26 protein-coding genes are annotated in these 24,017 nt (G+C 66.6%); 10 read left to right on the forward strand and 16 right to left on the reverse strand.

The annotated features are described in order from the left end of the window. Positions 1-9: 9 nt before the first annotated feature. Together FR943_RS01795 and FR943_RS01800 are read right to left on the reverse strand one after the other, a co-directional pair. The gene (locus FR943_RS01795) at positions 10-1,221 is read right to left on the reverse strand and encodes an acyl-CoA dehydrogenase family protein (RefSeq protein ID WP_217154564.1); all 1,212 of its coding nucleotides are present in this window, start codon (positions 1,219-1,221) and stop codon (positions 10-12) included. 27 nt (positions 1,222-1,248) lie between these two features. After that, on the reverse strand, positions 1,249-1,854 hold the full coding sequence (locus FR943_RS01800) for a TetR/AcrR family transcriptional regulator (protein ID WP_308170410.1): 606 nt from the start codon (positions 1,852-1,854) through the stop codon (positions 1,249-1,251). Between the two features lie 75 nt (positions 1,855-1,929). Here FR943_RS01800 and FR943_RS01805 point away from each other — a divergent pair, with 75 nt between their 5' ends. Further along, positions 1,930-2,286: a DUF2834 domain-containing protein gene (locus FR943_RS01805; RefSeq protein ID WP_308170411.1), complete on the forward strand. Its 357-nt coding sequence runs from the start codon at positions 1,930-1,932 to the stop codon at positions 2,284-2,286. A 4-nt stretch (positions 2,287-2,290) separates the two neighbouring features. Here FR943_RS01805 and FR943_RS01810 read toward each other — a convergent pair whose 3' ends face one another. Continuing rightward, positions 2,291-3,313 carry a coiled-coil domain-containing protein gene (locus tag FR943_RS01810; protein WP_217154754.1) on the reverse strand — a complete coding sequence of 341 codons (1,023 nt, stop codon included), beginning with the start codon at positions 3,311-3,313 and terminating at the stop codon, positions 2,291-2,293. A gap of 133 nt (positions 3,314-3,446) precedes the next feature. After that, the gene (locus FR943_RS01815; protein WP_218045189.1) at positions 3,447-4,325 is read right to left on the reverse strand and encodes a serine hydrolase; all 879 of its coding nucleotides are present in this window, start codon (positions 4,323-4,325) and stop codon (positions 3,447-3,449) included. A gap of 226 nt (positions 4,326-4,551) precedes the next feature. On the opposite strand from FR943_RS01815, the gene FR943_RS01820 reads away from it, so the two are divergent. Beyond that, on the forward strand, positions 4,552-5,547 hold the full coding sequence (locus FR943_RS01820) for an oxygenase MpaB family protein (protein ID WP_217154755.1): 996 nt from the start codon (positions 4,552-4,554) through the stop codon (positions 5,545-5,547). Between the two features lie 17 nt (positions 5,548-5,564). Here FR943_RS01820 and FR943_RS01825 read toward each other — a convergent pair whose 3' ends face one another. The 8 genes from FR943_RS01825 to FR943_RS01860 form a co-directional block, all read right to left on the reverse strand. After that, positions 5,565-6,833, reverse strand: a complete 1,269-nt coding sequence (locus FR943_RS01825) for an MFS transporter (protein ID WP_217154567.1) — start codon at positions 6,831-6,833, stop codon at positions 5,565-5,567. Then, complete coding sequence (locus FR943_RS01830) at positions 6,830-7,474, reverse strand: GntR family transcriptional regulator (protein WP_308170412.1); 645 nt, start codon at positions 7,472-7,474, stop codon at positions 6,830-6,832. Before FR943_RS01830 ends, FR943_RS01825 begins: the two co-directional genes overlap by 4 nt. Positions 7,475-7,538: 64 nt before the next feature. Beyond that, positions 7,539-7,967, reverse strand: coding sequence for a DUF5313 domain-containing protein (locus FR943_RS01835; protein ID WP_217154569.1), 429 nt, complete (start codon positions 7,965-7,967; stop codon positions 7,539-7,541). Between the two features lie 14 nt (positions 7,968-7,981). After that, positions 7,982-8,464, reverse strand: coding sequence for a MarR family winged helix-turn-helix transcriptional regulator (locus FR943_RS01840; protein ID WP_217154570.1), 483 nt, complete (start codon positions 8,462-8,464; stop codon positions 7,982-7,984). 55 nt (positions 8,465-8,519) lie between these two features. Further along, a complete protein-coding gene (crp, locus tag FR943_RS01845) occupies positions 8,520-9,194 on the reverse strand; it encodes a cAMP-activated global transcriptional regulator CRP (RefSeq protein WP_217154571.1) in 675 nt (224 codons plus the stop codon). A gap of 132 nt (positions 9,195-9,326) precedes the next feature. Continuing rightward, the gene (locus FR943_RS01850) at positions 9,327-9,989 is read right to left on the reverse strand and encodes a response regulator transcription factor (protein WP_217154756.1); all 663 of its coding nucleotides are present in this window, start codon (positions 9,987-9,989) and stop codon (positions 9,327-9,329) included. Next, positions 9,986-11,206, reverse strand: a complete 1,221-nt coding sequence (locus FR943_RS01855; protein ID WP_217154572.1) for a sensor histidine kinase — start codon at positions 11,204-11,206, stop codon at positions 9,986-9,988. Before FR943_RS01855 ends, FR943_RS01850 begins: the two co-directional genes overlap by 4 nt. Positions 11,207-11,300: 94 nt before the next feature. After that, positions 11,301-11,543 (reverse strand): hypothetical protein, encoded by a 243-nt coding sequence (locus tag FR943_RS01860; RefSeq protein WP_217154573.1) that lies wholly within the window; start codon positions 11,541-11,543, stop codon positions 11,301-11,303. Between the two features lie 126 nt (positions 11,544-11,669). Here FR943_RS01860 and FR943_RS01865 point away from each other — a divergent pair, with 126 nt between their 5' ends. Genes FR943_RS01865 through FR943_RS01875 form a run of 3 tightly spaced genes read left to right on the forward strand, consistent with a single transcriptional unit; the run spans position 11,670 to position 13,682 of the window. Next, positions 11,670-12,323: a TetR/AcrR family transcriptional regulator gene (locus FR943_RS01865; protein ID WP_217154574.1), complete on the forward strand. Its 654-nt coding sequence runs from the start codon at positions 11,670-11,672 to the stop codon at positions 12,321-12,323. 9 nt (positions 12,324-12,332) lie between these two features. Further along, entirely contained in the window at positions 12,333-13,190 is an 858-nt protein-coding gene (locus tag FR943_RS01870; protein ID WP_217154575.1) for a LysR family transcriptional regulator ArgP, read from the forward strand. A 6-nt stretch (positions 13,191-13,196) separates the two neighbouring features. Beyond that, positions 13,197-13,682, forward strand: a complete 486-nt coding sequence (locus FR943_RS01875; protein WP_217154576.1) for an OsmC family protein — start codon at positions 13,197-13,199, stop codon at positions 13,680-13,682. Here the strand turns inward: FR943_RS01875 and FR943_RS01880 are convergent. Beyond that, positions 13,648-15,291, reverse strand: coding sequence for an alpha/beta hydrolase (locus FR943_RS01880; RefSeq protein WP_217154577.1), 1,644 nt, complete (start codon positions 15,289-15,291; stop codon positions 13,648-13,650). The two genes, FR943_RS01875 and FR943_RS01880, sit on opposite strands and share 35 nt — an antisense overlap. Before the next feature lie 79 nt (positions 15,292-15,370). After that, a complete protein-coding gene (locus FR943_RS01885) occupies positions 15,371-16,447 on the reverse strand; it encodes an NAD(P)H-dependent amine dehydrogenase family protein (protein WP_217154578.1) in 1,077 nt (358 codons plus the stop codon). A 100-nt stretch (positions 16,448-16,547) separates the two neighbouring features. On the opposite strand from FR943_RS01885, the gene FR943_RS01890 reads away from it, so the two are divergent. Next, complete coding sequence (locus tag FR943_RS01890; RefSeq protein WP_217154579.1) at positions 16,548-17,222, forward strand: TetR/AcrR family transcriptional regulator C-terminal domain-containing protein; 675 nt, start codon at positions 16,548-16,550, stop codon at positions 17,220-17,222. Between the two features lie 10 nt (positions 17,223-17,232). On the opposite strand, the gene FR943_RS01895 is transcribed toward FR943_RS01890, so the two are convergent. Next, the gene (locus tag FR943_RS01895) at positions 17,233-17,850 is read right to left on the reverse strand and encodes an MliC family protein (protein WP_217154580.1); all 618 of its coding nucleotides are present in this window, start codon (positions 17,848-17,850) and stop codon (positions 17,233-17,235) included. A 164-nt stretch (positions 17,851-18,014) separates the two neighbouring features. On the opposite strand from FR943_RS01895, the gene FR943_RS01900 reads away from it, so the two are divergent. The 3 genes from FR943_RS01900 to FR943_RS01910 are packed head-to-tail and all read left to right on the forward strand — an operon-like array spanning position 18,015 to position 21,984. Next, complete coding sequence (locus tag FR943_RS01900) at positions 18,015-18,446, forward strand: MmpS family transport accessory protein (protein ID WP_372448066.1); 432 nt, start codon at positions 18,015-18,017, stop codon at positions 18,444-18,446. Further along, positions 18,443-21,349, forward strand: coding sequence for an MMPL/RND family transporter (locus tag FR943_RS01905; RefSeq protein WP_217154581.1), 2,907 nt, complete (start codon positions 18,443-18,445; stop codon positions 21,347-21,349). The genes FR943_RS01900 and FR943_RS01905 overlap by 4 nt, the downstream gene beginning before the upstream one ends. 5 nt (positions 21,350-21,354) lie before the next feature. Further along, on the forward strand, positions 21,355-21,984 hold the full coding sequence (locus FR943_RS01910) for a TetR/AcrR family transcriptional regulator (RefSeq protein ID WP_217154582.1): 630 nt from the start codon (positions 21,355-21,357) through the stop codon (positions 21,982-21,984). A gap of 7 nt (positions 21,985-21,991) precedes the next feature. Here the strand turns inward: FR943_RS01910 and FR943_RS01915 are convergent, their stop codons facing one another. Then, a complete protein-coding gene (locus FR943_RS01915; protein ID WP_308170413.1) occupies positions 21,992-22,924 on the reverse strand; it encodes a 2-hydroxyacid dehydrogenase in 933 nt (310 codons plus the stop codon). A gap of 514 nt (positions 22,925-23,438) precedes the next feature. On the opposite strand from FR943_RS01915, the gene FR943_RS01920 reads away from it, so the two are divergent. Next, a complete protein-coding gene (locus FR943_RS01920; RefSeq protein WP_217154758.1) occupies positions 23,439-23,957 on the forward strand; it encodes a DUF5994 family protein in 519 nt (172 codons plus the stop codon). Positions 23,958-24,017 lie beyond the last annotated feature (60 nt).

Consider the following 24,017-nt stretch of genomic DNA (forward strand, 5'->3'; position numbering starts at 1 on the left):
GTCCCGGCGCTACCGGATCGACAACCCGGTGACGGCCCGGGAGATCACCAGGCGCTGGATCTCGCTGGTGCCCTCGAAGATCGTGAAGATCTTGGCGTCGCGGTGCATTCGCTCGACCGGGTAGTCGCGGGTGTAGCCATTGCCGCCGAGGATCTGGATCGCCTCATCGGTGACGTAGACCGCGGTCTCGCTGGCGACCAGTTTGGCCATCGAGCCCTCGGCATTGTCGAAGGGCTGGTTGTTGCGCGCCATCCAGCCGGCCCGCCACACCAGCATCCGGGCGGCGTCGATCCGGCTCTTCATGTCGGCGAGCTTGAATGCGACGGCTTGGAACTCGCCAATCTTGCGGCCGAATTGCTCACGCTGGCAGGCGTAGTCGAGGGCGTACTCGTAGGCGGCCCTGGCCACCCCGACCGCCATCGCGCCCACGGTGGGGCGGGTGCGCTCGAAGGTCTTCATCGCCGCCTGGCCGCGGGCCGAGGCGCCGGACTTCACCCGGGCGATGCGGTCCTCGAACTTCTCCCGGCCGCCCAGGATCAGGTCCTCGGACAACCGGACGTTGTCGAGCACCACCTCGGCGGTGTGCGAGGCGCGGATCCCATGCTTCTTGAACTTCTGTCCCTGCAGGAAACCGTGGGTGCCGGGCGGGATGATGAATGTGGCCTGGCCGCGGGAGCCGAGTTCGGGATACACCGAGGCCACCACGATGTGGACGTTGGCGATGCCGCCGTTGGTGGCCCAGGTCTTGGTGCCGTTGAGCACCCACTCGCGGGTGGCCTCGTCGAACCGGGCCCGGGTGCGGATGGCGCCGACATCGGAGCCCGCGTCCGGCTCCGAGGAACAGAACGCACCAAGTTTGGGTTCGTCGGCGGTGCCGAACATCTCCGGGAGCCAGCGTCCGAGCTGCTCGGGAGTTCCGTTGCCCGCCAAGGCCGCTGCGGCCAGCCCGGTGCCCAGAATGGACAGCGCGATACCCGCGTCACCCCAGAACAGCTCCTCGAACACCGTCAGCATGCCCAGCCCGCTCGGCTCGCCGGCCTGTTGCGCGAACAGTTCGGGGGAGTACAGCCCGACTTTCGCGGCCTCCTGGATGACGGGCCATGGAGTTTCCTCACGCTCGTCCCATTCGGCGGCCGCTGGACGTACGACCTCGGCGGCGAACTGGTGCACCCAGTCGCGCACCTCGATCACGTCGTCGCTCAGTTGCAGGGAGAACGTCACGATATTGCTCCTGAAATATGTTGGTGATCAGTTGTTTTGCGTTCGGTACTGGTTTATGACGCTGACGGTCTGGGTGACCCAGGCCTCGAAAAAGCGGTCGTGGTCCACGTTGCCGGGGGCGCGCCCGTTCAAGGCCCGCAGGGTCGCGGCGTAGGAGAGTGCGGAGATCGCGACGGCAGCGGTGGCTTCGGGATCGGGGATCTGGGTGCGCCCGGACCGGTTGGAGGCGGCCAGCTCATCGGCGAACCGTTGATAGGCGTTGTCCGTGATCACCTGCCAGGTCTTCTCGTCGAGTTCACCGAGCTCGTCGGGTTCCCGCAACATGACCCGTAGCAGTTCCTCACTCTGGGTCAGGTTGGTCCAGATCAACTGCCCGGCACTGCGCACCGCTTCTTCGACGCCGGCCGGATTGCCCGCGTCGTACTGCTCGCGGGCGGTAACGATCGCGTCGATGCGGTGGGCCACCGCGGCCTCGAGGAGTTCGCGTTTGGACCCGAAGTGTTTGTAGAGCGCACCCGAGCCGGGGGCCAGGCCGGCGGCCTGCTGGATCTCGGCCACCGACGTCGCGGCGTAGCCCTTGGCGGCGAACAGCTTCAACGCCGTCGCCAACAGGCGGTCCCGTCCCGATGCCACGGTGAGAGAGTACTCACTCACCTCATCGTCGGACAAACCGCCCCATGGCGGCCCCGGGATGGATAGGTTCTGCGGGTGCTGAGTCGAAACGACAAAATCCTGTGCGCCGTGTATGCCGTGGTGGCGGTCATCGCGCTGGTCGCCACCTGGTGGAACAACATCGCGTTCTTCCGAACCGAGAGCACGAGCATCGTCGACCTGTTCCGCAGCGGCTACGTCAACTACGGATCGTCCTCGCTGAGCAACGACCTGATCCTGCTCGCCCTGGCGGCCTTCGTGTTCATGATCGTCGAGGCGCGCCGGATCGGTGTGCCCAAGGTGTGGATCTATCTGGTGCTCAGCGCGGTCGTCGCCGTGAGCGTTGCGTTCCCGCTGTACCTGATCCGTCGGCAGATGGTGCTGGCGCGGCGGCGGCCACCACCACTTGGGTAAGCGCTCAGTGCCGGGGCGTCGTGGTGATGTGCACGTGGTCGAAGTGGCCGTACCCCGATGCCTGCGGACCGGCCGGCGTGTAATAGGTGCCGCGCCAGATCACGTCCTGCAACCCGAACCGGGCCGCGTTGCTCAGCGCAAACGCCATGATCTCGTTGCCGAGCGCGATGCCCTCGGGGCTGCCGGGATTGGGAATCATGATGTCGATCGCCAGACCGCTGGGATGCCAGGGCTTCGAGTCCGGCCGGACCCCGCCGATTTCGGCGATCTGCGGGAACCGTGCGCTGACCGCCCGGGCCGCCACGATGGTGTTGGGCTGCAACCCGACCTCGTTGGCCACGCCGACCGGCAACGATTCCGGGATGTCGCCTCCGCCACCGGGGATTGCCTGGGCGCTGTCGACCACCGCCTGCTGCTGCGGTGTCAACGCTCCGTACTGTGCCTCCGCCTCGGCGATCTGACGCAACAGTTGACGCCACTTGGCCTGCAGGTCCGCGCGCACCGCAGAGGCCTGCTCGGCCGCGGCGCGGGCATCAGCGGCCGATTTCTCTGACTCCGCGGCGGCGGTGGCCGCGTCCTCGCGCGCGGATTGATAGGCCTGCAACTGGTCGGCTGCCCGGTCGACGACCGCCCGCTGCAGCGACATCTGGTCGATCAGGTCCTGCGGGGAGCCGGCGGTGAGCACTGCCGCCACCTGGCCGGTGCGTCCACTCTTGTAGGTCATCGCCGCCACTCGGTCGACGGCAGCCTGATGGGGTTGAAGCTGGGTGGTCGCGGCCTCGAGGGCTGCCAGGTCGGCGCGGTGACGCTCTGCGGCTGCCGCCTGCTCGGCAAGTTTGGTATCGACGTCGCGTTGGGCGGCGGTGACGGCCTCGCGGCTCTCGACCGCCTGGCGGGACAACTCGTTCAGCTTGGCCAGCCCGTCAGAGGAAGGGTCGGCCTTCACGTTGCCGATCGGCGTCAGAACCAAGACCGCGGCCGCCGCGGCGCACACCGTTCGCCGAACCACATGGCGCACCCGGGTCATTCGAACTGTCACGATCCTTCATTGCGAGGACCGCTCCTGGCCCGGCTGTATATCTCCCGGACAGGCTACGAACTGGTCCGGTCGATGTCCACCCGTTGTGCTCCGTCGCCAATCGGCGAGCCCGAGCATCCGACTAGATGTGCCCGCCGGGGAACATCGTCTTGACCGCCTGGGTGATGGTGTTGCGCGCGGTGGCGGCATCCACCGGTTGCAGCGAGCTGATCGCCATCACGTAGCGGCGTTCGGGTCCGATCACGCCGGTGGACACGTGAACCTGGTTGGAGCGGCCCCAGCAGCAGAACCAGCCCTGTTTGACCGCGACCGGCTCGGCGTAGAGCCCCTCGGGGATGCCGAACCGCTGCGGGTACCCGTCGGTTCCGGTGGGGGTGGATTGTGCGAGGTTGCCCAGGATGACCTCGGCCTGCTCGGCCGGCAGCCCGCCGCTGCCGTCCAACAGCTTGCTGTAGTAGTGGACGAGATCGCTGGCAGTGCTCTGCGCGACGTCCCAGTGCCCGTTGTAGGGCGCAATCGTGCCGGCCAATCCGTACCGTGCCACCACGCGCGCGACGATGGCGTTCCCGCCGCTGCGGTCCCAGAAGTTCTGGGCCGCGCTGTCGTCGGAGGAGCGCAGCATGATGTCGAGTGACTTGCGGTCGGCGGCAGACAGTTTCGTCGCACCCTGAGATTCCTGCAGCAGCAGGTCGTCGGCGATGAACAGCTTCACCACCGAGGCGATCGGGAAGGGGTGGTTGGCGCCGTTCGAGACGATCTGACCGGTGCTGCGGTCCAGCACCACGACCTCGATGTCGGCGCCGGACTTGGCCGCGTCGGCGGTGGCCTGACGGGTGCGGGCGTCGAGTCCGTCCAGCGACGCCACCGGGGGAGCCTGCGGTGGCGCGGGAACCGTGGCCTGCGGGGTGACGACGGGAGCCTGGGCGACGTTGTCGGCCGGCATGCCCCACACCTGGGCCTCGCACCCGGTGACGAGGGCGGCGACACCGAGGGCCGCCATGCTCGTCGCCGCCCATTTCGACAGCTGCTGCCGCACAAGTCCTCCCGAAGAGCCAGGTGAGCCGGGGATGGACTTGGCGCCCACCGGTGGCACCAGCCTAACCGGCCGTCCGGGTTGTCTTCAGAGGTGCGTTGACCGCAGTGCCGGATGCTCCTAGACTCCTCACTGACAACGTATGTTGTCCAAATGTTGACCGTGACTGGAGTGGGCGCCCGTGACACAAGAAATGTCGGAGACCTGCCCGGCGTCCAGCGATGCAATGCCGGCCTCGGGCTGCCCGGTGAGCGGCGGCGGCTATGACGCGCCACCGGTTCCGCTCGGCCCCGACTCGCTGACCTGGAAGTACTTCGGTCAGTGGACCGGTCTGTTCCAGGGCACCTGGGCCGGCTCGATGCAGAACATGCACCCGCAGCTGGGCGCCGCGGTCAAGGAACACTCGATCTTCTTCATGGAGCGCATTCCCCGGTTGATGCGGTCGATCTACCCGATCGGCGGGGTGGTGTTCGACGGCCACCGCGCCCCGCAGACCGGTGCCGAGGTCCGCGACTATCACATCGGGATCAAGGGCGTCGACGAACAGGGCCGGCGGTACAGCGCGCTGAACCCCGAGGTCTTCTACTGGGCGCATGCGACGTTCTTCAAATCGACCCTGCTGGCCGCCGAGAAGTTCGCCGGCGGGCTGACCGAGGCCGACAAGCGCCAACTGTTCGACGAGCACATCAGCTGGTACCGGATGTACGGGATGAGCATGCGCCCAGTGCCGAAGACCTGGGAAGAGTTCGAGCAGTACTGGGATCACATGTGCCGCAACGTCTTGGAGAACAACTGGGCGGCCCGCGAGGTGATGGACCTGTCGACCATGCCCAAACATCCCTCGCTGCAATGGATTCCGGACCGGTTGTGGGCGTTGAACCTCAAGGTGATGCAGCGCTTCCTGACGTTCATGACGGTGGCCCTCTACGATCCGCCGGTGCGCGAGCTGATGGGCTACAGCTGGTCGCAGCGCCAACAGTGGTGGCACGACCGGCTGTGCAACGTGATCACGCTCGTCACGAAGTACGGGCCCAAGCGCGCCTTGATGCATCCGCGCAAGCGCTCGGCGCTCGATCGTGCCTCGGGGCGGCTTCCGGTGGACGCGCCGCTGGTGCAGACCCCGGCGCGCAACCTGCCGCCGCGTCAGTACCGCGGCATGCCCCAGTTCTACTGCCCGAAGGTCGATTGAGTTGGCAACTCCGGCGCTTAGTGCCTGACGAGGCCTGTGGGTACCGCATGCGTCCGTGGCTCCAGATGCTTGGCCCACCCCGATGCGCACAGCGCGGTGCAGGCGACCGCCAACAGCCCCACTGCGGTCAGCATCACCGGATAGCTGAACCAGCGCGCCAGCGCCGCCAGCGCCGCGGGCAACAGGAACCCGAGGTAGGCCAGCGAGTAGTACACCCCGGAAATCCCGGCGAGCTCGTCGGGCGGCGAGATGCGTTGGATCTCAAGCAGACCTGACACGATCGCGATGCCGTAGGCGCTGCCCAGCAGCATGGCCACCAACGGTGCGAGCAGCACCGATCGGGTGACGGCGGTGGCCACCGCGGCGAAGATGCCCAATGCCATCAAGGCCATCGACACCACCACGGCCCGCGAGCTGGACACGTCGTCCAGGCGCCGCGCCACCGGTTGGATCAGCACCCCGCAGGCCAGCGTCAGCACGGTCAGGCCCACGGTGTAGAGCAGCGCCCAGTGCCCGAGCCGATCGGCGACCAGGGACGGCACGACCGCATACGCGATCGCCGCGGAGCCAAAGATCCACGGCGCCATGGGAACAACGACGCGCAGGAAGCGGCGGTGCCCGGCGGCCGGCACCTTGAGACCATCGAGGAAGGGGCGAGAGGTGGGTTCGCGGGTCTCGACGGTGCGGGTCCACACCGCCCATCCCACCGGCACGCACAGCGCGGCGTGCACCAGGTAGGTCAGCACCAGCGGCAGCGGCGCGTACACGGTGAGCAGGCCGGCGCACAGTGGCCCCGCCCCGAAACCCAGCGACAGGCAGATCGAGGCGCGTCGGGCACCGGCACCGGCGGGGGCCGCGTCGAACGGCGGCCGGGACAATTCGGCGATCCAGGCTGAGCCCACTGCCATCGCGATCCCGACGGCCACCCCGCTGAACAACCGGCCGACGAACAGCGCCCCGAAGCCGGTGTAATCCCCGACCGCCAGGACCAGGCTGCCCAGCGCCGAGCTGATCACCCCGGCCGCCATCACGCCGCGCCGGCCGTGCCGGTCCGACAGCGTGGAGGCGATCAACAGCCCGGGAATCAGACCGAGCACGTAGGCACCCAACAGGATGTCCACGTCCACCCGGGTGTAGCCGGAGTGCTCGGCGTAGGCGATCAGCAGCGGGGTGAACTGGTTTCCGCCCCACCCGATGCAGAAGACGGCGATCGCCACCGCGAGCCACGGCGACAACCGGCGTCGGGCGGGTGCAGCGGTGGCGAATTCGGTTGCCACAGCGGTCATGCCAGCACCACCCGGTACGTCGCCTCCAGGTGTGCCAGCAGCGCGGCTTCGAACCCGGCCACATCGCGTCGCCCAATCGTGTCGGCCAGCTCCGCGTGCTCACCGATCAACTCGGTCAGGCGGGCCGCGTCCGAGCGGGCGGCGTCGGCCATCATCCGACGCTGCCGGTCGCTGAGCGACCCGTAGAAGCGTCCGGCGATCGAGTTGCCCGCCACCTCGACGATCCGGCGGTGAAAGGCGTCGTCGGCGGCGGCGAACTGGTCCGCGTCGCCGATGGCGGCGCCGTGGCGCTGTCGCTCCACCAGTTCGGTCAGCTCGCCGAACAACGTGTCGACCGCTTCGGCGGACCGGCACAACCGGCGCACCGCTGCGGTCTCGAGCGCCAGCCGCATCTCCAGCAGATCGGTGGCTTCCTGCGCGGAGATGGGGACGACGACGGCACCGCGCCTCGGCACCAGATCGAGGAAGTCCTCGGCGGCCAGACGCAGGAAGGCCTCATGGACGGGGGTGCGGCTGACGCCGAGTTGGGTGGCCACCTCGACTTCGCTGAGAAGCTGCCCGCCGCGGACCTCGCCGGAGAGGATCTGGTCCTTGGTCATCCGGTAGACGCGTTGGCTGTTGCTCGATTTCTCGTCGGTCACCACGGGAAGCCAGCCTACCCCTTGCATGCAACCTTGCATGCAAGGGGTCTATCCAGCGGAAAGGCTAGAACGGGCTGCTGTTGGCCTGGTATTTGGAGGATTCCGGGCGCGGACCGAACCGGCGGATGTAGTCCTCGTGCATCCGCTGGTCCTTCTTGAACTTGATCTCGTCGACCAGGTTGGGATCCAGGCCGTGCTGCGCCAGCCGGTGCCGGCGCCAGATCTTGTTCAACGCCAGCGCCATCAAGATGGCCCAGATGTAGATCGGCACGGTCATCTCGACGTGCACGTACAGCGACGCGGGCAGCAACCACAGCGGCGCCAGCACGAACAGCGGCGGGATCGCCATCCGGATCAGGTGGCGGCGCACCGCGCCGTGGTCGGCCAGGTCGTGAGCCACCCAGTCGCGCATCGAATCGGGCAGCCGCTTGCCGTAGCAGTAGGCGAGGTACTGAAGGACGTTGGGGCGGTCCTTGGTTTTCTGGTCGGCCATGAGGGCTCCTGGAGTCAATCGGTGAGTGAATTGGCCGCCAGTGCGGCCGCGTTGATGCGGGTCAGCACACGATGCAGTTCTTCGAGTTCGGCGAGGTCGACGCCGAGGCGCTCGACGACCGTGGCCGGGATGGACAGTGCGCGCTCGCGCAGCGTGATCCCGGCCTCGGTGAGCTGGACGTCGGTCGCGCGCTCGTCGCCGGCCCGGCGGCGCCGCGTCAACAGCCCGAGCGATTCCAGCCGTTTGAGCATCGGTGAGAGCGTCGCCGAATCGAGTTGCAGCGCCGAGGCGATCTGCTTGACCGACAACGGCGGGGTGCCGCCCGCGGCGGACCGTTGGTGATCCCACAGCGCCAGCATCACCAGATACTGCGGATGGGTCAGGCCCAGGGGTTCCAGCAGGGGGCGGTACACCGCGAGCACCGCGCGGTTGCTCACGGCCAGGGCGAAACACACCTGGCGCTCCAGGGCGAGCGGATCGGCGGACACGGCGGTCATACCTCGAAAGTACCCTAATAGTTAGGGCACTAACAATGTCTCTGCGGTCACATGGTCAGTGCGCGCGTTTGGCCAATCGCTCGGCGTTGTCGATCAGGATGCTGCGCCCCTGAACTCTGATCCAGCCGCGCTGCGCGAAATCCGACAGCGCCTTGTTGACGGTTTCCCGTGACGACCCGACGAGCTGGGCGATCTCTTCCTGGGTGAGCTCATGGTCGACCCGCAGCGCGTTGCCGTCGCGGGTGCCGAATCGCTGCGCGAGATAGAGCAACTGCTTGGCCACCCGGCCCGGCACGTCGGTGAAAATCAGGTCGGACAGGTTGTCGTTGGTGCGGCGCAGCCGGCGGGCCAGCACACGCAGCAACTGTTCGGCGATCTCGGGCCGATCGGCAATCCAGCTCCGCAGCACGGTGCGGGTCATCACGACCGCCTTGACCTCGGTCAGCGCGGTCACCGAGGAGGTCCGCGGGCCCGGGTCGAAGATGGCGAGCTCGCCGAACATGTCCGAGGGGCCCATCAGGGTGATCAGGCTGTCGCGTCCATCTGCTGACTTGCGGCCGATTTTCACCTTGCCCGCCGTGATGATGTACAGGGTGTCGCCGGGCTCACCCTCGACGAACACCACCTCGCCGCGCCGGAAGGTCACCGGTTCGAGCTGCCGGACGAGCGCGGCCACGGCATCGGGCGACACCCCTTGGAAGATGCCGGCGCGCGCCAGCACTTCATTCATGGATCCCCCTCGATAGCTGTGCCGAATCTGGCTGTCCAGACTGATTGTGCAGGTCGCAAGCAAATGTGCGGTTGCCATTTCACTTTACAAGGACCGCCGGATTCGTAATGGCGGGGCCTGGCTGCACCGGTGTCACTGCGGCGTGACCAGCCCGGCGTCGTAGGCGTGGATGATCGCGGCGGCGCGATCGCGCAGATCGAGCTTGATGAAGATGTGGCCGATGTGGCTCTTCACGGTCAGCCCGGAGATGCTCAGTTTGTCGGCGATCTCGGCGTTGGAATGGCCCTTGGCGATCAACGTCAGCACGTCGAGCTCCCGCGCCGTGAGGTCGCCGACCTCGGCGGCGCGACGTGGTTCGGCAGACCTGCGGTAGGTGGTGAGCACCCGGGAGGTCACCGCCGGATCGAGATAGCTGTCACCGTTGGCCACCGCGCGCACCGCCCGGATCAACTCCTCGGCGGAGGAATCCTTGAGCACGAACCCGCTGGCTCCGGCGCGCAGGGCGCCCGACAGCAACTCGTCGTCGTTGAACGTGGTCAACGCCAGCACCGGGGGACCGTCGCTCGCGGTCAGCCGGCGGGTGGCCTCGATCCCGTCGACCCGCTTCATCCGCAGATCCATCACCACGACGTCAGGTCGGTACTGGGCAACCGCCTCGGGCACCTCGTCCCCGTCGGCACATTCGGCGGAGATCAGGAACCCGTCCTTGCGCCGCAGGATGCGCCGCAGTCCGGAGCGCACCAGATCCTGATCGTCGACCAGGAGCACCGCGACCTCCGCCACCGGATCCGTCATGATCGCAACGGGCACCCGCCGCGGGGTACCTGATCGGTGTCGTCCAAGGGAATGTTGGTGCGCACCGACCATCCGTCGTCGGCCGGGCCGACGCTGATGATCCCGCCGAGTAGCTCGACTCGTTGGCGCATCCCGCGCACCCCGCGGCCGTCGATGCCCTGGCCGCTCTGGCCGGCCAGCGCGGCCACCGGGAGGCGGTTCAGGACGGTCAATGCCGCGGAGGTTCGTGAAATCCTCAGTAACACCGTGGATTCTGCATCCGGTGCGTGCTTGGCGATGTTGGCCAAGGACTCCTGGGCGATCCGGTAGAGGGCCAGTCCCACCGTCGCCGAGACCGTATCGGTGCGGCCGGTGCCATCGAACCGCACGTCGAGGCCGGCCCGCACGAAATCGTCCACCAGGCAGCCGATGTCGTCCACCCCCGGCTCAGGGGCGGTGCCCATCGGCGCGTTGTCGAGCAATCCGACCGTGCGCCGGATGTCGGCCATCGCCTGACGGCCCAGGCGTTCGGCCTGTTCCAACGCTTCGACTGCGTCATCCACATCGCGGTCCTGCTGCAACCCCCGGCGCGCCCCGGTCACGTGCAGCAGCGTCACGCTCAACGAATGCGCGATGACGTCGTGCACCTCGCGGGCGATGCGCCGCCGCTCATCGGTGGCGGCGTGCTGGGCCAACGCGGCCTGCGCCTCCTGCTGCTGGCGCATCAGGCGCTGTTGCGTGTGCACGAGATAGCCGACCAACCAGCCCATTCCGAGAATCCCGAAGTAGAGCGGAATGGCGTCGAGCCGGTGCTGGGCGCCGGCGGTGAGCAGCAGCGTGGCCGCCGACAGGAACGCCAGGAAACCGCCCCACACCCCGACCAGCGCGGCCACCTCGCCGACCATCAGCACGGCGATGAGCGGCGCGAAGTCATTGGCGATCGGGGTGGACGTGGCGAACAACAACACCGCGGCCGCCGCGGTCCAGGTGGCCCAGACGATCGGAGCCTTGAACTCGATGCCGGAGATGTAGAACAACGCGAACGGGGCGACGCACACGACGATGGCGAGCAGACCCGCCGGGACGTCCACCGCGGGCCGCTGCAACATGGCGATGAGCCCGGCGCCGACCACCGTGGCATCGAAGGACAACACGATGGCCCAGTTGTAGCCCACCGGCAGGGCATAGCCTCGCCGGCGTGCGTGCGCCCGTATACCGCGCGCGATATCACCGAGCATGGTGTGATCGTAGAAGGTCAGCGTGCTGCTGAGCCTCCTACCGCGGTCGGATTTTTTCTGGGGCCGGATTTGCCGATTTTCTGACGTCAGCAATTCACAGGCGCCACATCTCACGCGCCATTGCGGCGTCTTCGACGAAACCCTCCCGCGGCGGTGGGTAGTACGGCTGCTTCAGCTGGGGGCGCGGCACGGCGGCCAGCGCCGCGCGCGCCGCCGCCACGGTGCGCTGCCACAGGCCCGGCTGGTGCGCCAGGGCGTCTTTCGCGGCCCAACCACGGGCCACGTCGGTCACTGAATTCGCTATCGCGATAGCTGGGGAACGCTGTGCTCGTGTCATGGCTCGACGCTATGAAGAATGCAGGTCAACCCACATCGCGCCAGCGTCCGATCTTGATCTACGACCGTAGTAGGAGAACTGCACCGACTACAGCACGAGAACGCGTGAAGTGGTTAGGCTCGGGCGGTGGTCCCGAGCCCGACCCGCAGACGCGGTCCCCGGCGCGATGTCGACACCCGGGCGTTGATTGTCGACACCGCCGAGCGAATGTTCGCCGAGATGTCGATCGGTGCGGTGGCGGCGCGTGCGGTCGCCCGTGAGGCCGGTGTGGCCAGTCGCGCTGTGGCCTATCACTTTCCGGCCAAGCGGGATCTGGTCGCGGCAGTGGCCCGGCGGCGCTCCACTGCGGTGTTCGACTCCGCCGCACACGAACTCGGCCGGGTCGGCGCGGCCGGGCACGAGATCGGGGTGCGCGACGTGGTCGAGGCGTTGATCGCTCCCTACGTCCTGCTGCTCGACGAGGATCCGGTCGGCGGCCTGCGTTGGCTCAAGGTGATGAATCAGCTTGCCCTGGAGGAGGATCAGATCTGGCTCGACCAACTGGCGCGTACCCCGAGCCTGGCTGAGCTGTTCTTCGCCGCGGCGTCACGCGCGGTGCCCGATATCCGCACCGGTGCGGGCCGGCAGCGCAGCACCGTGGCCATCCTGGCCATGATCGGTGCGCTGGCCAGTTCTGACCTCGCGCTGTACGGGCGGCCGCTCGGGTCCGCCGGTCTGGACCGCGGCTGGGTTGACCAGCTGGTGCAGTTCACCAGCGGCGGACTGCGCGGTGCCGGTTAGGATCGTGACGTGCGGATCGACGGCCAGCAACTCGCTGCCTTCGCCGCGGTGGTCGAGCTGGGAAGTTTCGATGCCGCCGCGCAGCGATTGCAGGTGACTCCGTCGGCCGTCAGCCAACGCATCAAAGCGCTCGAACAACGTATCGGCAAAGTGCTCGTCGTCCGCGAAAAGCCCTGTACGGCAACAGTGGCCGGGGTTCCGCTGCTGCGGCTGGCGGCGCAGACGGCGCTGCTGGAATCCGAGACGCTGGCGGAGCTGAGCGGCGCAGGTGCGCAGCGCACCCGGATCGCGCTGGCCGTCAACGCCGATTCGATGACAACCTGGTTCACCGGGGTCTTCACGGCGGCCTCTGATTTCTTGTTCGACATCAGAATCGAGGATCAGGACCTGTCGGCGCGGCTGTTACGCGAAGGCGTGGTGATGGGCGCGGTGACCACGGAGCGGCGTCCGGTGCCGGGCTGCCGGGTGCATCCGCTGGGGGCCATGCGGTACGTTCCGGTGGCCAGCACGGACTACGTCCGGCACCACCTGCCCGACGGGTTCACCCGTGAGGCTGCGCAATCGGCACCGTCGCTGTCGTGGAACCGTGACGACGCGCTACAGGACCAGCTGGTGCGCAAGGTGTTTCGCAAAGATGTGGTCCGCCCGATTCATTACATTCCGACCGCGGAGGGCTTCGGCGCCGCGGTGCGGGCCGGTCTGGGGTGGGGGATGTTCCCCGAGGAACTGGTTGACGATGCGTTCGTGCAGATCGTCGGGCAACACCTGGACGTGCCGCTGTACTGGCAGTGCTGGAAACTGGACAGCCCGATGGTGGAAGCCATCACCGCCGCGGTGCGCGTCGCAGCGGAGTCACTGCGAAGGTAGGAGCCGATGAACCGCACCCATCGCTACGAGGTCGAGGTGACCTGGACCGGCAACACCGGGACGGGAACCAGCGGCTACCGCGACTACGCCCGCGACCATGACGTGACCGGCATCGAGGCGGGGAAGCCGACGATCCTCGGCAGCGCCGACCCGGCCTTCCGGGGAGACCCGCGGCGCTGGAACCCCGAAGAGTTGCTCGTGGTGAGCCTGTCGCAGTGCCACCTGCTGTGGTACTTGGCGCTGTGCGCCAAGGCGGGCATCGTCGTGACCGCCTACACCGATCGGCCGGAGGGAACGATGAGCGAGAGCGCCGAGGGCAGTGGGGTTTTCACCGACGTCACGCTGCGGCCGCAGGTGACCATCACCGATCCGACGCGCATCGGCGACGCCACCGACCTACATCACGAGGCGCACCGGATGTGTTTCATCGCCAACTCGGTGAACTTTCCGGTGACCGCTACGCCAACCGTGACAGCACCGAACGGGGGATGAACGCGGCATCGATCGGGCTGAACCGCACGCCGTCGCGGTCCGATTCATCCGGGGCAGCTCCGGAGTCGATCACCACGGCGGTGGCCGCACCCCGATCGGCATCGATGTCGAGTGTCTCTCCCGGATCGCCATATACGCCGTGGCAATCAGTCAGGCACCGGCCGGTGACGGGATCGATGTTGTCGTCGAACATGTCGTTGACCCAGCCGGCCATCAACCACTGCACGGCCGAAGGGTTTTGCGGCTGCGGGATACCGGCGATCAGGTAGGCGGCACCCTGGATCAGTGGGTTGCCGCCCAGCATGCTGTCCATGTGGACTCCGCCGTCGACCACGACCCCGTTGAACTTCCCGGGCCGTGCCGCCGAGAGGTCATCGTTGACGGTGCTCACCGAATTGAAAAGGTTCCACGGCGCCCCGATCTCGTAGACCGGAACGTAGTCGGCGGGATCGTGACCGTTGCTGTCCTCGAGCTGTTCGAGACGATCCATCGCGCTGGGCAACGTGCCGGACGGGGGAACCCCATCCAACAGGATCACGCCGGCCAGATCATTGGGGGCATCGTGGCCGTCGGCCCGCCGGGCCACCAACCCTTCGGCGTAATGGCCCGCGACTCCGGGGGCGAACCCGCCGCCAAGTGAGTGCCCGACCAGCACGAACTGCTGTGGCACGGTCGCGATTTCGTGGCCCGCCTTCAACGACGCCGTCGACATGCTGGTGTTCAGCGCTTTTCGGTCCGGGTCGAGGAAAAGCTGGGCGACAGCCTGGTGCATGGGGTCCCCGCCGAGCCACATACCGCCCTCGGCGAACGGGTTGGAGGTCACCGTGGTGACCACGACAACGCTGTTGGTGCGCTCGGCCAGAAACGACGCGGTGTAGCTGTACATCGGCCCGGTGGCGATGAACCCGTGCTGGAGGTAGATCAGCCGGTCGGGGTTCCCGTGCGTCGGGAAATACCAGTCGGCAGGGACCTCGTTGCCCGGGGAGACGACGAGGGTCGAACTACTCACCTCGACCGCATCGCGCAGGGCCGGCGGCACCACCGGCGGCCCGTCGAGCGTCCGGATCAAGCCGCCGATGGCATCGAACACGGCCGAGCCGACGGCCTTGATCACCGGCGGAACGTCGGACGTCGCGTCGGCGGCGGTCGCCTCGGACACCGGGGTTGTCTGTTCGGTCGTCACCGTCTTTTCGGTGGTGAGCGTCTTTTCGGTGGTGACCGTCTTTTCGGTGGTGACTGCCTTCGCCGCGGTGGCCGGCTTTGTCCGTTGCGACACTGCGGTCGCCGGCGCGAGTTTCTCGCGCAGCTCGCCGCTGACGTCATCTCGGTGCGCGGCCAACCGGTGCGGCGAAGTGGCCCCGGTGGCGGACTTCGGCTGTGCGGCAAGGCGGCTCGGGCGGTCAACGCGTTTGAGACGGGACTTGTCGTGGTGGCGACCGCTGGACGTGGCCTTCCCCGGCTTTGCGTTGGCGGCCGACGACGTCTTGGCCGGCCCGGAATCCGACGCGCCATCGCTGTCGGCGCCGGCGGCGCCCGCGCCGGCGAGCGCGGCCGCCGTCACCCCGGCGGTCAGTACACCGGCCCCGAGCCACCCTGTCCACTGCACCATCGGTACCCCGCCCGTCGATCCACGATTGGCTGGATGTTAACCGCCGACTCGGCGTCGGGACCCGGTTTTCGGCCGACTGTCAGGCCGGCACCACACCACGCGGAAGGATCAGCGGCAGGTCGTTGTACGTGACGATGCCGGGCGCGGCGTTGACCACCGCGGGGATCGCGTTGATCGGGGGAGTGGCGGTCATGATGTGTCCCAACACCATGAACTCCTCCAAGGTGGTGGCCTCGAAGTCGGGCGGTGGCAGGAAGCCCACCTTCATCGTCACCGTCGGCCGGCCGGCAACCTCGATCACCCAGCCATCCTGATCGATCTGCCAATCCGGTTGCAGGGTCTGGCCTTTGCGCCACCGCAGAGTGAGTTCGACGACGGTGCGCCGTCCGCCGGCCGCATCGTTGACCAGGCCCTTCCAGCTGACGAACACCCCGGCCACGCAGCCGGCCGGGATCGTCCACGAACCGAGATCCAGATCCGCGGTGGTCTGTGCATACTCGGCGTCACAACGTACTTCGTCGAACTCGACTCCCAGGGCGTCACCGATCATCCGCACCGCCTCGCCGAAGACCCCGGTGCCGTGGGCTGTCATGGCCGCAAGATCGGGATGGTCGATGGGCTGACCGAAACCGACCGGCTTCTCGGTTTCCGGTGAGTCGTAGAACGTGGTGTCGGCGGCCTCGTTCACCGTCACCTTGTCCACCCGGTCGCAGATGCCGGCCGCCACGATGGCCAGCTGGTTGACGTAGCCGGGGCTGATGCCCGAGCCGAACATCGTGGAACCGCCCTTGCGGCAGGCCTCGGCGATCCGTTCGCGGCCCTCGCCCTGGTTGTGTCCGGTGATGAACGACGCCGTCGCCACGACATTGACGCCGGCGGACAGGATTTCAACGAGCTCGTCGACGTTGATCCACATCGGGTTGTAGACCACCACGTCCGGTTTGAGGTCCAGCAGGGCCCGGACGTCATTGGTGGCGGTGACGCCGAGGGGCTCGATCCCGGCGAGTTCACCGACATCCTTCCCGGCTTTGTCCGCAGACCAGGCAAAGCAGCCGACCAACTCCAGGTTCGGGTTTCCGGCGATGGCCGCCACCGAACTCTTGCCGACGTTCCCGGTCGTCCACTGGACCACCCGGTATGGAGAAGTGTGTGCCACCGCCGTATTCCCTTCCTCGGTTTCGGGCAGTTTTCCACGCCCGTGAGAAAAAAGGAAGAGCACGCCGTCCGGGACCGGGTGAGCGGCTAGGATTGCCGGTGTGACCACCGAAAACGCGCCGCGACGCGGGCGCGGCCGGCCACCGCGCATCGATCAGAGCCAGATCGTGGCGGCGGCGCGCGCCATCGCGCCCGGTGCGTTGACGATGCAGGCGGTGGCCGATGCGCTCGGCGTGGATCGCACCACGCTGCACTACTACGTCGGAGACCGTGACGGTCTGCTGGAGTTGGTGGTGGCCGACCTGTTCGAGACCGAACTGCGCTCGATCAAGTTGCCGGAGAACGCGAGTTGGCAGGAGGTCCTGCGGGCCTACGGCAGCGCCATCCGCCAGGGCGTGCTCAAACTCGGGGTGACGGCGACCAGTTTCCGGCTGAGCGGCAGCGGCGGCGCGGCCAGCCTCGCGCTCGCCGAACAGGTGCTGCGCGCCCTGACCGCGGGCGGTTTCGACACCGCCGATGCCGGGCGGGTGCTGACGCTGGTGTCCGGGCTGGCGATGTCGTCGGCACACGACGTGCTGGGCTCGGCGGAATCGCGGCTGCACCACCAGACGCCCGAGGTGATCCGTGCCCTCAGTGACCTGTCGTCCGGGGATTTCCCGCTGCTGAGCGGCGTGGTGACCGATCGTGGCGTCGATGCGACGGCCGAGCAGGACTTCAGCTTCAACCTCGACATCGTGATCGCCGGGCTCGAGCAGTTTCTGGCCTCCCCGGCGTGATCGGCCCCGATCAGCTCGCCCGGCAGCTCATCTTGCTGCCGTGGAAGTCAATGGTGATGTCGCCGTGGTGTTCTCGATAGTCGACACCTTCGCGGGCGTAGTGGATACCGCTGGCCACCACCTGTTGGATCAGGATGGCCTTGTCGGCGCCGACGGTCAGCACCATGGCCGAGGGATCGATGTCGGTGTAGAACACGCCCGACACGGGTTTGTCGCTGTCGCAACGGTATTCGACCGGTGTGGGGGCGGTGTCGTCCTTCGCCGCGACCTGCAACTCTACGAGCCTGGTCTGGTAGGCCTCCAGTAAGCAGCGATGCGCGTCGGTGCTGTCGACACACTTGTCGCGTCCGGACACCCATTCGCGTTGAGTTCTTCTCAATTGGTAAGAGTCGAGCCCGGTTTCGCCGACAGACTGCTGATAGGTCCGGGCCAGGCGTTGGTCCAGGTCGGCCAGAGCGGGATCGGCGCACACCTGTGTCTCGACGTCGCCGGCGGGCTGGGCGCAGTCGATTGCGGACGCGGTGGGGGCTGCGGTTTCCGACTTGTCACCGTCGTCGGTGGTGCTGCCGCAGGCCGCGACCGTCAGTACCGACGTCACCAGGATCGGCAGCAGGGAAAGGTGCCTCATGGTCGGCATCCTAGGTGCGCTGCGTCAGCAGCCCCCGACGCCATGCGGTACAGTACCGTCCGGCGGCCAGGCGGAACCGGGGTTCCGTCTTGGATTTTCCGGACAAGGCGCCGTCGCCGCCGGGCGGCGCCGGCGTTGTGGGTTGGATGAAAAGCGGGAGGAACATGCTGTTCCGGGTGTTGAAGCGGTTTTGGATCCCGCTGGTGCTGGTGGTGGTTGTCGCCCTGGGCGCCTACGCGGTCCTACGAATTCGCGGTACCGGGCAGCAGGAACCGAACTTGGCGGAGGGCTCCGGAATTACCGAGAACTTCAATCCGAAGCACATCAAGTACGAGATCACCGGGTCCGGGGGCACTGTGAACATCAACTATCTAGATGAATACGGTCAACCCAACCTCATTGAAAATGCCCCGTTGCCTTGGTCATTCACGATCGTGACGACGCTGCCGTCCATGTCGGCCAACATCATGGCCCAGGGTGAACGCAACGTCACGGATCTCGGGTGCCGGGTGACTGTCGATGGCGACGTGCGCGACGACCGGACGAGCACCGACACCTTCAAACCGTTCATCTACTGCTTGGTGAAATCCGTATGAGCAACGCGCACACGAAGTCCCATCGCCCGTTTCTGGGCCGGATGGTCCGGATCTTTTCACTGCCGATCATCGTGTTCTGGGTGCTCCTCACGGTTGCCCTGGGAACTCTTGTGCCCTCACTTGACGAGGTCGCGGCATCTCGATCGGTCCCACTGAGCCCCACCGATGCACCGGCGTACAAGTCGATGCTGAACATCGGCAAGGTGTTTCAGCAGTACGATTCGGACTCCTCGGCGATGGTCGTGCTGGAGAGCGACGAACCGGTCGGTGCGGCCGCGCACAAGTACTACGACGAGATCGTCGCCAAACTGAACGCCGATACCGACCACGTCCAGAACGTCCAGGACTTCTGGAGCGATCCGATGACCGCGGCGGGCTCGCAGAGTGTGGACGGCAAGTCGGCCTATGTGCAGATCTTCCTGGCCGGGGATCAGGGCACCAGCAAGAGCCACGAGTCCGTCGCCGCGGTGCGTGACATCGTGGCCTCGGTACCCGCCCCGCCAGGCATCACGGCCCACGTCGCCGGAAACAGCGTGCTCAACGCTGATACCAGCGTGGCAGGCCATCAAAGTATGGCGAAAATGGAGTTGGTGTCGGTCGGCGTCATCATCGTGATGCTGCTCGCGGTGTACCGCTCCGTCGTAACGCTGCTCGTGTCGATGGTTGTCATTCTTCTGGAACTATTTGCTGCACAGGGCGTTACGGCTGCCGCCGGCCACCTGAACATCATCGGCCTGACCCCGTACGCGGTGAGCATGGTGACCATGCTGGCCCTGGCCGCCGGCACAGATTATGTGATTTTCCTGCTCGGCCGATATCACGAGGAACGATCGAAGGGGCTGGATCGAGAAGACGCGTTCTATGTGGCCTACAGCGGCGTATCGCACGTCATCCTGGGCTCCGGGTTGACGATCGTCGGGGCCTGCCTGTGCCTCACCATGACCACGCTGCCCTACTTCCAGACCATGGGTCTGCCCTGCGCCATCTCAGTTCTGGTGATCATCATTGCCGGACTGACGTTGGCGCCTGCGGTCCTGACCGTCGCGTCGAAGTTCGGTCTACTCGATCCCAAGCACAAGATCGCGTCGCCGGGTTGGCGCAAGGTCGGCACGTCGGTGGTGCGCTGGCCCATCCCCATCGTCTTCGTCACCAGCGTAATCGCCGTCATCGGCTTCGTCGCCCTGATGACCTATGTGCCGCAGTACAACGACAAGCAGTTCACCCCCGCCGATATGCCGGCGAACCTCGCCATGGGCGTTGCTGATCGGCACTTCTCCCAAGCCCGGATGAACCCCGAGCTACTGATGCTCGAGGCCGATCACGACCTGCGCACCCCGTCGGACATGCTCGTCATCGAAAAGGTGGCCAAGAACGTGATGCACATGCGGGGCATCGAACGAGTGCAGACCATCACCCGCCCCTTGGGTGCGCCGATCGAGCACAGCTCGATCCCGTTCCTGCTCGGTGCGCAGAACGCCAGCACGCTGCAGTCCGCCAAGTTCAACAACGACAACTCGGCGCAGATGCTCGAACAGGCCGACGAGATGAGCCGGACCGTCGCCAGTATGGAGCGGATGTACAGCCTCATGACCGAGCTCACCGCCACCACACACAGCATGGTGGGGCGCACCCACGACATGGTCGAAGCCACCAAGGAGATGCGCGACAACCTGGCCGATTTCGACGATTTCTTCCGGCCGCTGCGTAACTACCTGTATTGGGAACCGCACTGCTTCGACATCCCGATGTGCCAGTCGCTGCGGTCGATCTTCGACACCCTCGACGGTATCGACGCGCTCACCGACGAAATGCAGGGCCTGACCATCGACATGGATCGCATGGATGAGCTCATGCCGCAGATGCTGCCCGTGTTGCGCTCGACCATCGATTCGATGTCACGGATGCGCGATTTCATGATCGCGACCCACAGCACCATGGCCGGCACCCAGGCCGCACAACAGGAAGCGGCCAAGGGCGCGACGGAGATCGGCCTGTACTTCGATCAGGCCAAGAACGACGACATGTTCTACCTGCCGCCGGATGTGTTCGACAACCCTGACTTCAACCGGGCGGTCAAGATGTTCATGTCCCCCGATGGCAAGGCGGTCAGGATGATCGTCACCCATCAGGGTGACCCCGCCTCGGTGGACGGCATCGAACATGTCCGAGGGATCAAAGGTGCTGTCGCCGACGCTCTCAAGGGCACTCCGCTGGCCAGTGCGAAGGTTTCGCTCGCCGGTACGGCGTCGCTCTACAGCGATATGCAGGACGGTGTGAAAACCGATCTCATGATTGTGGTGATCGCGGCGTTGATCCTCATTTTCAGCATCATGTTGATCATCACCCGAAGCGTGGTGGCCGCCTTGGTGATCGTGGGCACCGTGGCCGCGTCCCTGGGTACGGCGTGTGGCTTGTCGGTGCTGCTCTGGCAGGACATCCTGGGCCTGGGCGTGCAGTGGATCGTGATCCCGCTGTCGATGGTGATCCTGCTGGCAGTGGGTTCGGACTACAACCTGCTGGTGGTCTCGCGGTTCAGGGAAGAGATACACGCCGGGCTCAATACCGGGATCATCCGTGGGATCGGGGCGACCGGACGTGTCGTCACCGCGGCCGGCCTGGTGTTCGCCTTCACCATGATGTCGATGATCGTCAGCGATCTGCGGGTGGTCGGCCAACTCGGGATGACGATCGGCATCGGCCTGGTGGTCGACACCCTGATCGTGCGCTCGTTCATGACGCCATCGATCGCCGCAGCGCTCGGCCGCTGGTTCTGGTGGCCGCTCAACACCTTTGAGATCACCCGTCAGGGTCGCGAAGAGCGTGCGCGCAAGAAGGCCGCAGCGCGCGGCGATGGCGGCGACACGGACGACAAAACCGCGCCGATCCCGACGTCTCCGGCGTGATCACGGTGAGCGACCAAGAGAATCCGGTGGACGCGGAGTCGAAACTGCGCCGGCGCACCGATGGACGGCTGGACCGGACACGTGACCCGGCGATCCTCAATGCGGCCTTGGCCGCACTGGTCGAGAACGGTTATGTCGACACCACGATGAACGACATCGCCGCCCGCGCCGGTGTCGGCAAGGCGGCGATCTACCGGCGCTGGTCGTCGAAGGCCGCGTTGATCACCGACGCCCTCGTGTACTGGCGGCCGGACCTGATGACCGACGACGTACCCGACACCGGCACCCTGGAAGGCGATTTCGACGAGATCGTGCGGCTGGCCGCCCGCAACGACGACGAGGAAGTCTTCTCGTACGACCTGGTGTTGCGCGTGGCAGTCGAGGCCACCCACGATCCACACCTCGGCTCGGCGCTCGACGAGTTGACGTTGCTCAAGGGCCGGCGGGTGATGACGACGATCCTGCAGCGGGCCTCGGCCCGCGGGGAGATCTCGGCCGACCGCAACTGGTCGCTGATCGCCGACGTGCTGACCGGCATGGGCCTGATGCGGGTGATCAGCGGGCAGCGCGTCGACGCGAAGTTCGTCAGGGAGGTCCTCGACACCCTGATCCTGCCTGCGATCCGCGCGCAGTAGCGCCGGGTCAGGTCCCGCGTTCCGGCTCGACCACCAGATTCGGTGGCCGCTGGCCCGCGGCGTAGGCGGTGATCTGATCACGTGCCACCTGCCAGGCCCGTTCGGATGCGCCGCTGGTGCTGCCCGCGACGTGCGGGGTGAGCAGCAGCCCCGGTGCCGACCACAGCGGATGCCCGGCCGGTAGCGGTTCGGGTTCGGTGACGTCGAGAGCGGCGCGCAGCCGGCCCGAGCTCAGCTCGGCCAGCAACGCGTCGGGGTCCACTGCCGGACCTCGGCCGACGTTGACCACCACTGTGCCGTCCCGCAATTGGGCCAGGAAGCCGGAATCGATGATGTGGTAGGTCGATTCGTCGGCGGGCAGCATCGCGACGACAGCGTCGGCGCTCGGCAGCAGGTCCTCGATTTCACTCATCGCGTGCACACCTGCCCGGGCGTGGCGTCCGACGAGCGTCACGTCGACCTCGAACGGCGCCAGCCGGGCTGCGAGATTGACAGCCAGATCCCCCGCACCCAGGATCAGCACGCGCTTGCCGATCAGGGTGTCGGTCTCCTTGGCAGACCAGATTCCTTGGGACTGCAGGTCTTTGAACCGCCACAGGTCGCGGTAGATGGTCAGCAGCACGGCCACCACCCATTCCGCAGACGAACCGCCGTGTGCCCCACGTGCATTGGCCAATGCGACGCCGTCCGGCAGATGCGGCACCCACTGCTCGTAGCCGGCGCTGAGGGTCTGCACCAGGCGTAACTCGGGGAGCTCGGCGAGCCGCGTGCCGACCCGTCCCGCGCCGCCGGGCCCGACCACGACCACCGGCGCGTCGCGGTGGGTGACCGGCCACGGCTCACCGGCTTGGTAGCGAACCGCGTCCAGCCCCGGTGCGGAATCCAGAATCTTCACACCGAGGTCGTCGGGAACGAGAACCTTCAACACGGGATGTGGCACCGTCTCCTCCTGTCCTGGGCGGCCATCGGCCGCACCGCAATCCTTCCAGCGCCCGGGGTGCCGCGCAGACCGCCCTGAGCCCATAACGTGCAATCCCTCAGCCGCACTGGGCTTTTCGCCCGTAGTGGGGTCGGTACGGTGTCCGGTCGATGGCAGCGTCGGACACCGCACCTGACGATTGTCGAACGGTTCGGGCGCGAACCCAAGGATTTCGCTCAGCCCGATATGGGGCGTAGCGCCCAGCGGATTCTTCGGGGGTGTAGATTCAGGGGTGGACCAGATACATCAATCGGGTGTTGAACGGTCAGCCGGTGATCGTTTGTCACCTGCTCTCCTCTATCAGTGCGGTAATACCACACGCTCAAGGACACTTTATGGAATCGTCCGAACTTTTTTCACACCCTGAACGCCAACAGCCGGTGCCGCGCATCGAGAACCCGGGCACTCCGGCGCCACGGTTGATTTTCTCGGATCGGCCCACGACACGGCCCCGTGCCGATGCGCCGTGGTCGCCGTGAACGGCCTGACCGGTACGCGGCGGCTGGCCAGCCCGGTGCGGCTGGCCCTGGCCAGACAATCGGGTGTGCACATCGACGGGGCCTGGTGGCCGCACACCGGCTCGGTGGCCAGTGAACTGCCCGAACTGGTCGAGGTTCTGCACCGGACATTGGGCGAGGTCGTGGATATTCGCGTCAACTGGTCGCCTGCCGAAGGTCAGCTGGACTTGGACTCGATACTGACCGGCGGCCGGGCGGTGCCGGGAACGAAGGTTGGCCGGCCGCGTCTGATGCTGGTGGCAGGCCGGGAACGAAGTGTGAAACTGCTCGTCGTGCCGTGCCGGACGTCGCTCAACCTCGGTGCACTTGTCATGCGTTGCGCAGCCGGGATGCCGGTGGACGCCATGGTGCGCGGTACCCCGATATTCGACACCGCGGACCGCGTACTACGCATCGCGCAGACCGAATCGGCAAGATGGCTGGCGGAGGCAGCTGCCACGACGGCCACCCCAGAGACGGCCGGAGTATCCGGCTAAACGCAAGAATGGGCTGGTACGGAAAAATCCGTACCAGCCCACCTTCAGGATTTGGGGCGG

Source organism: [Mycobacterium] fortunisiensis (assembly GCF_019050325.1).
GTDB classification, from domain to species: domain Bacteria; phylum Actinomycetota; class Actinomycetes; order Mycobacteriales; family Mycobacteriaceae; genus Mycobacterium; species Mycobacterium fortunisiensis.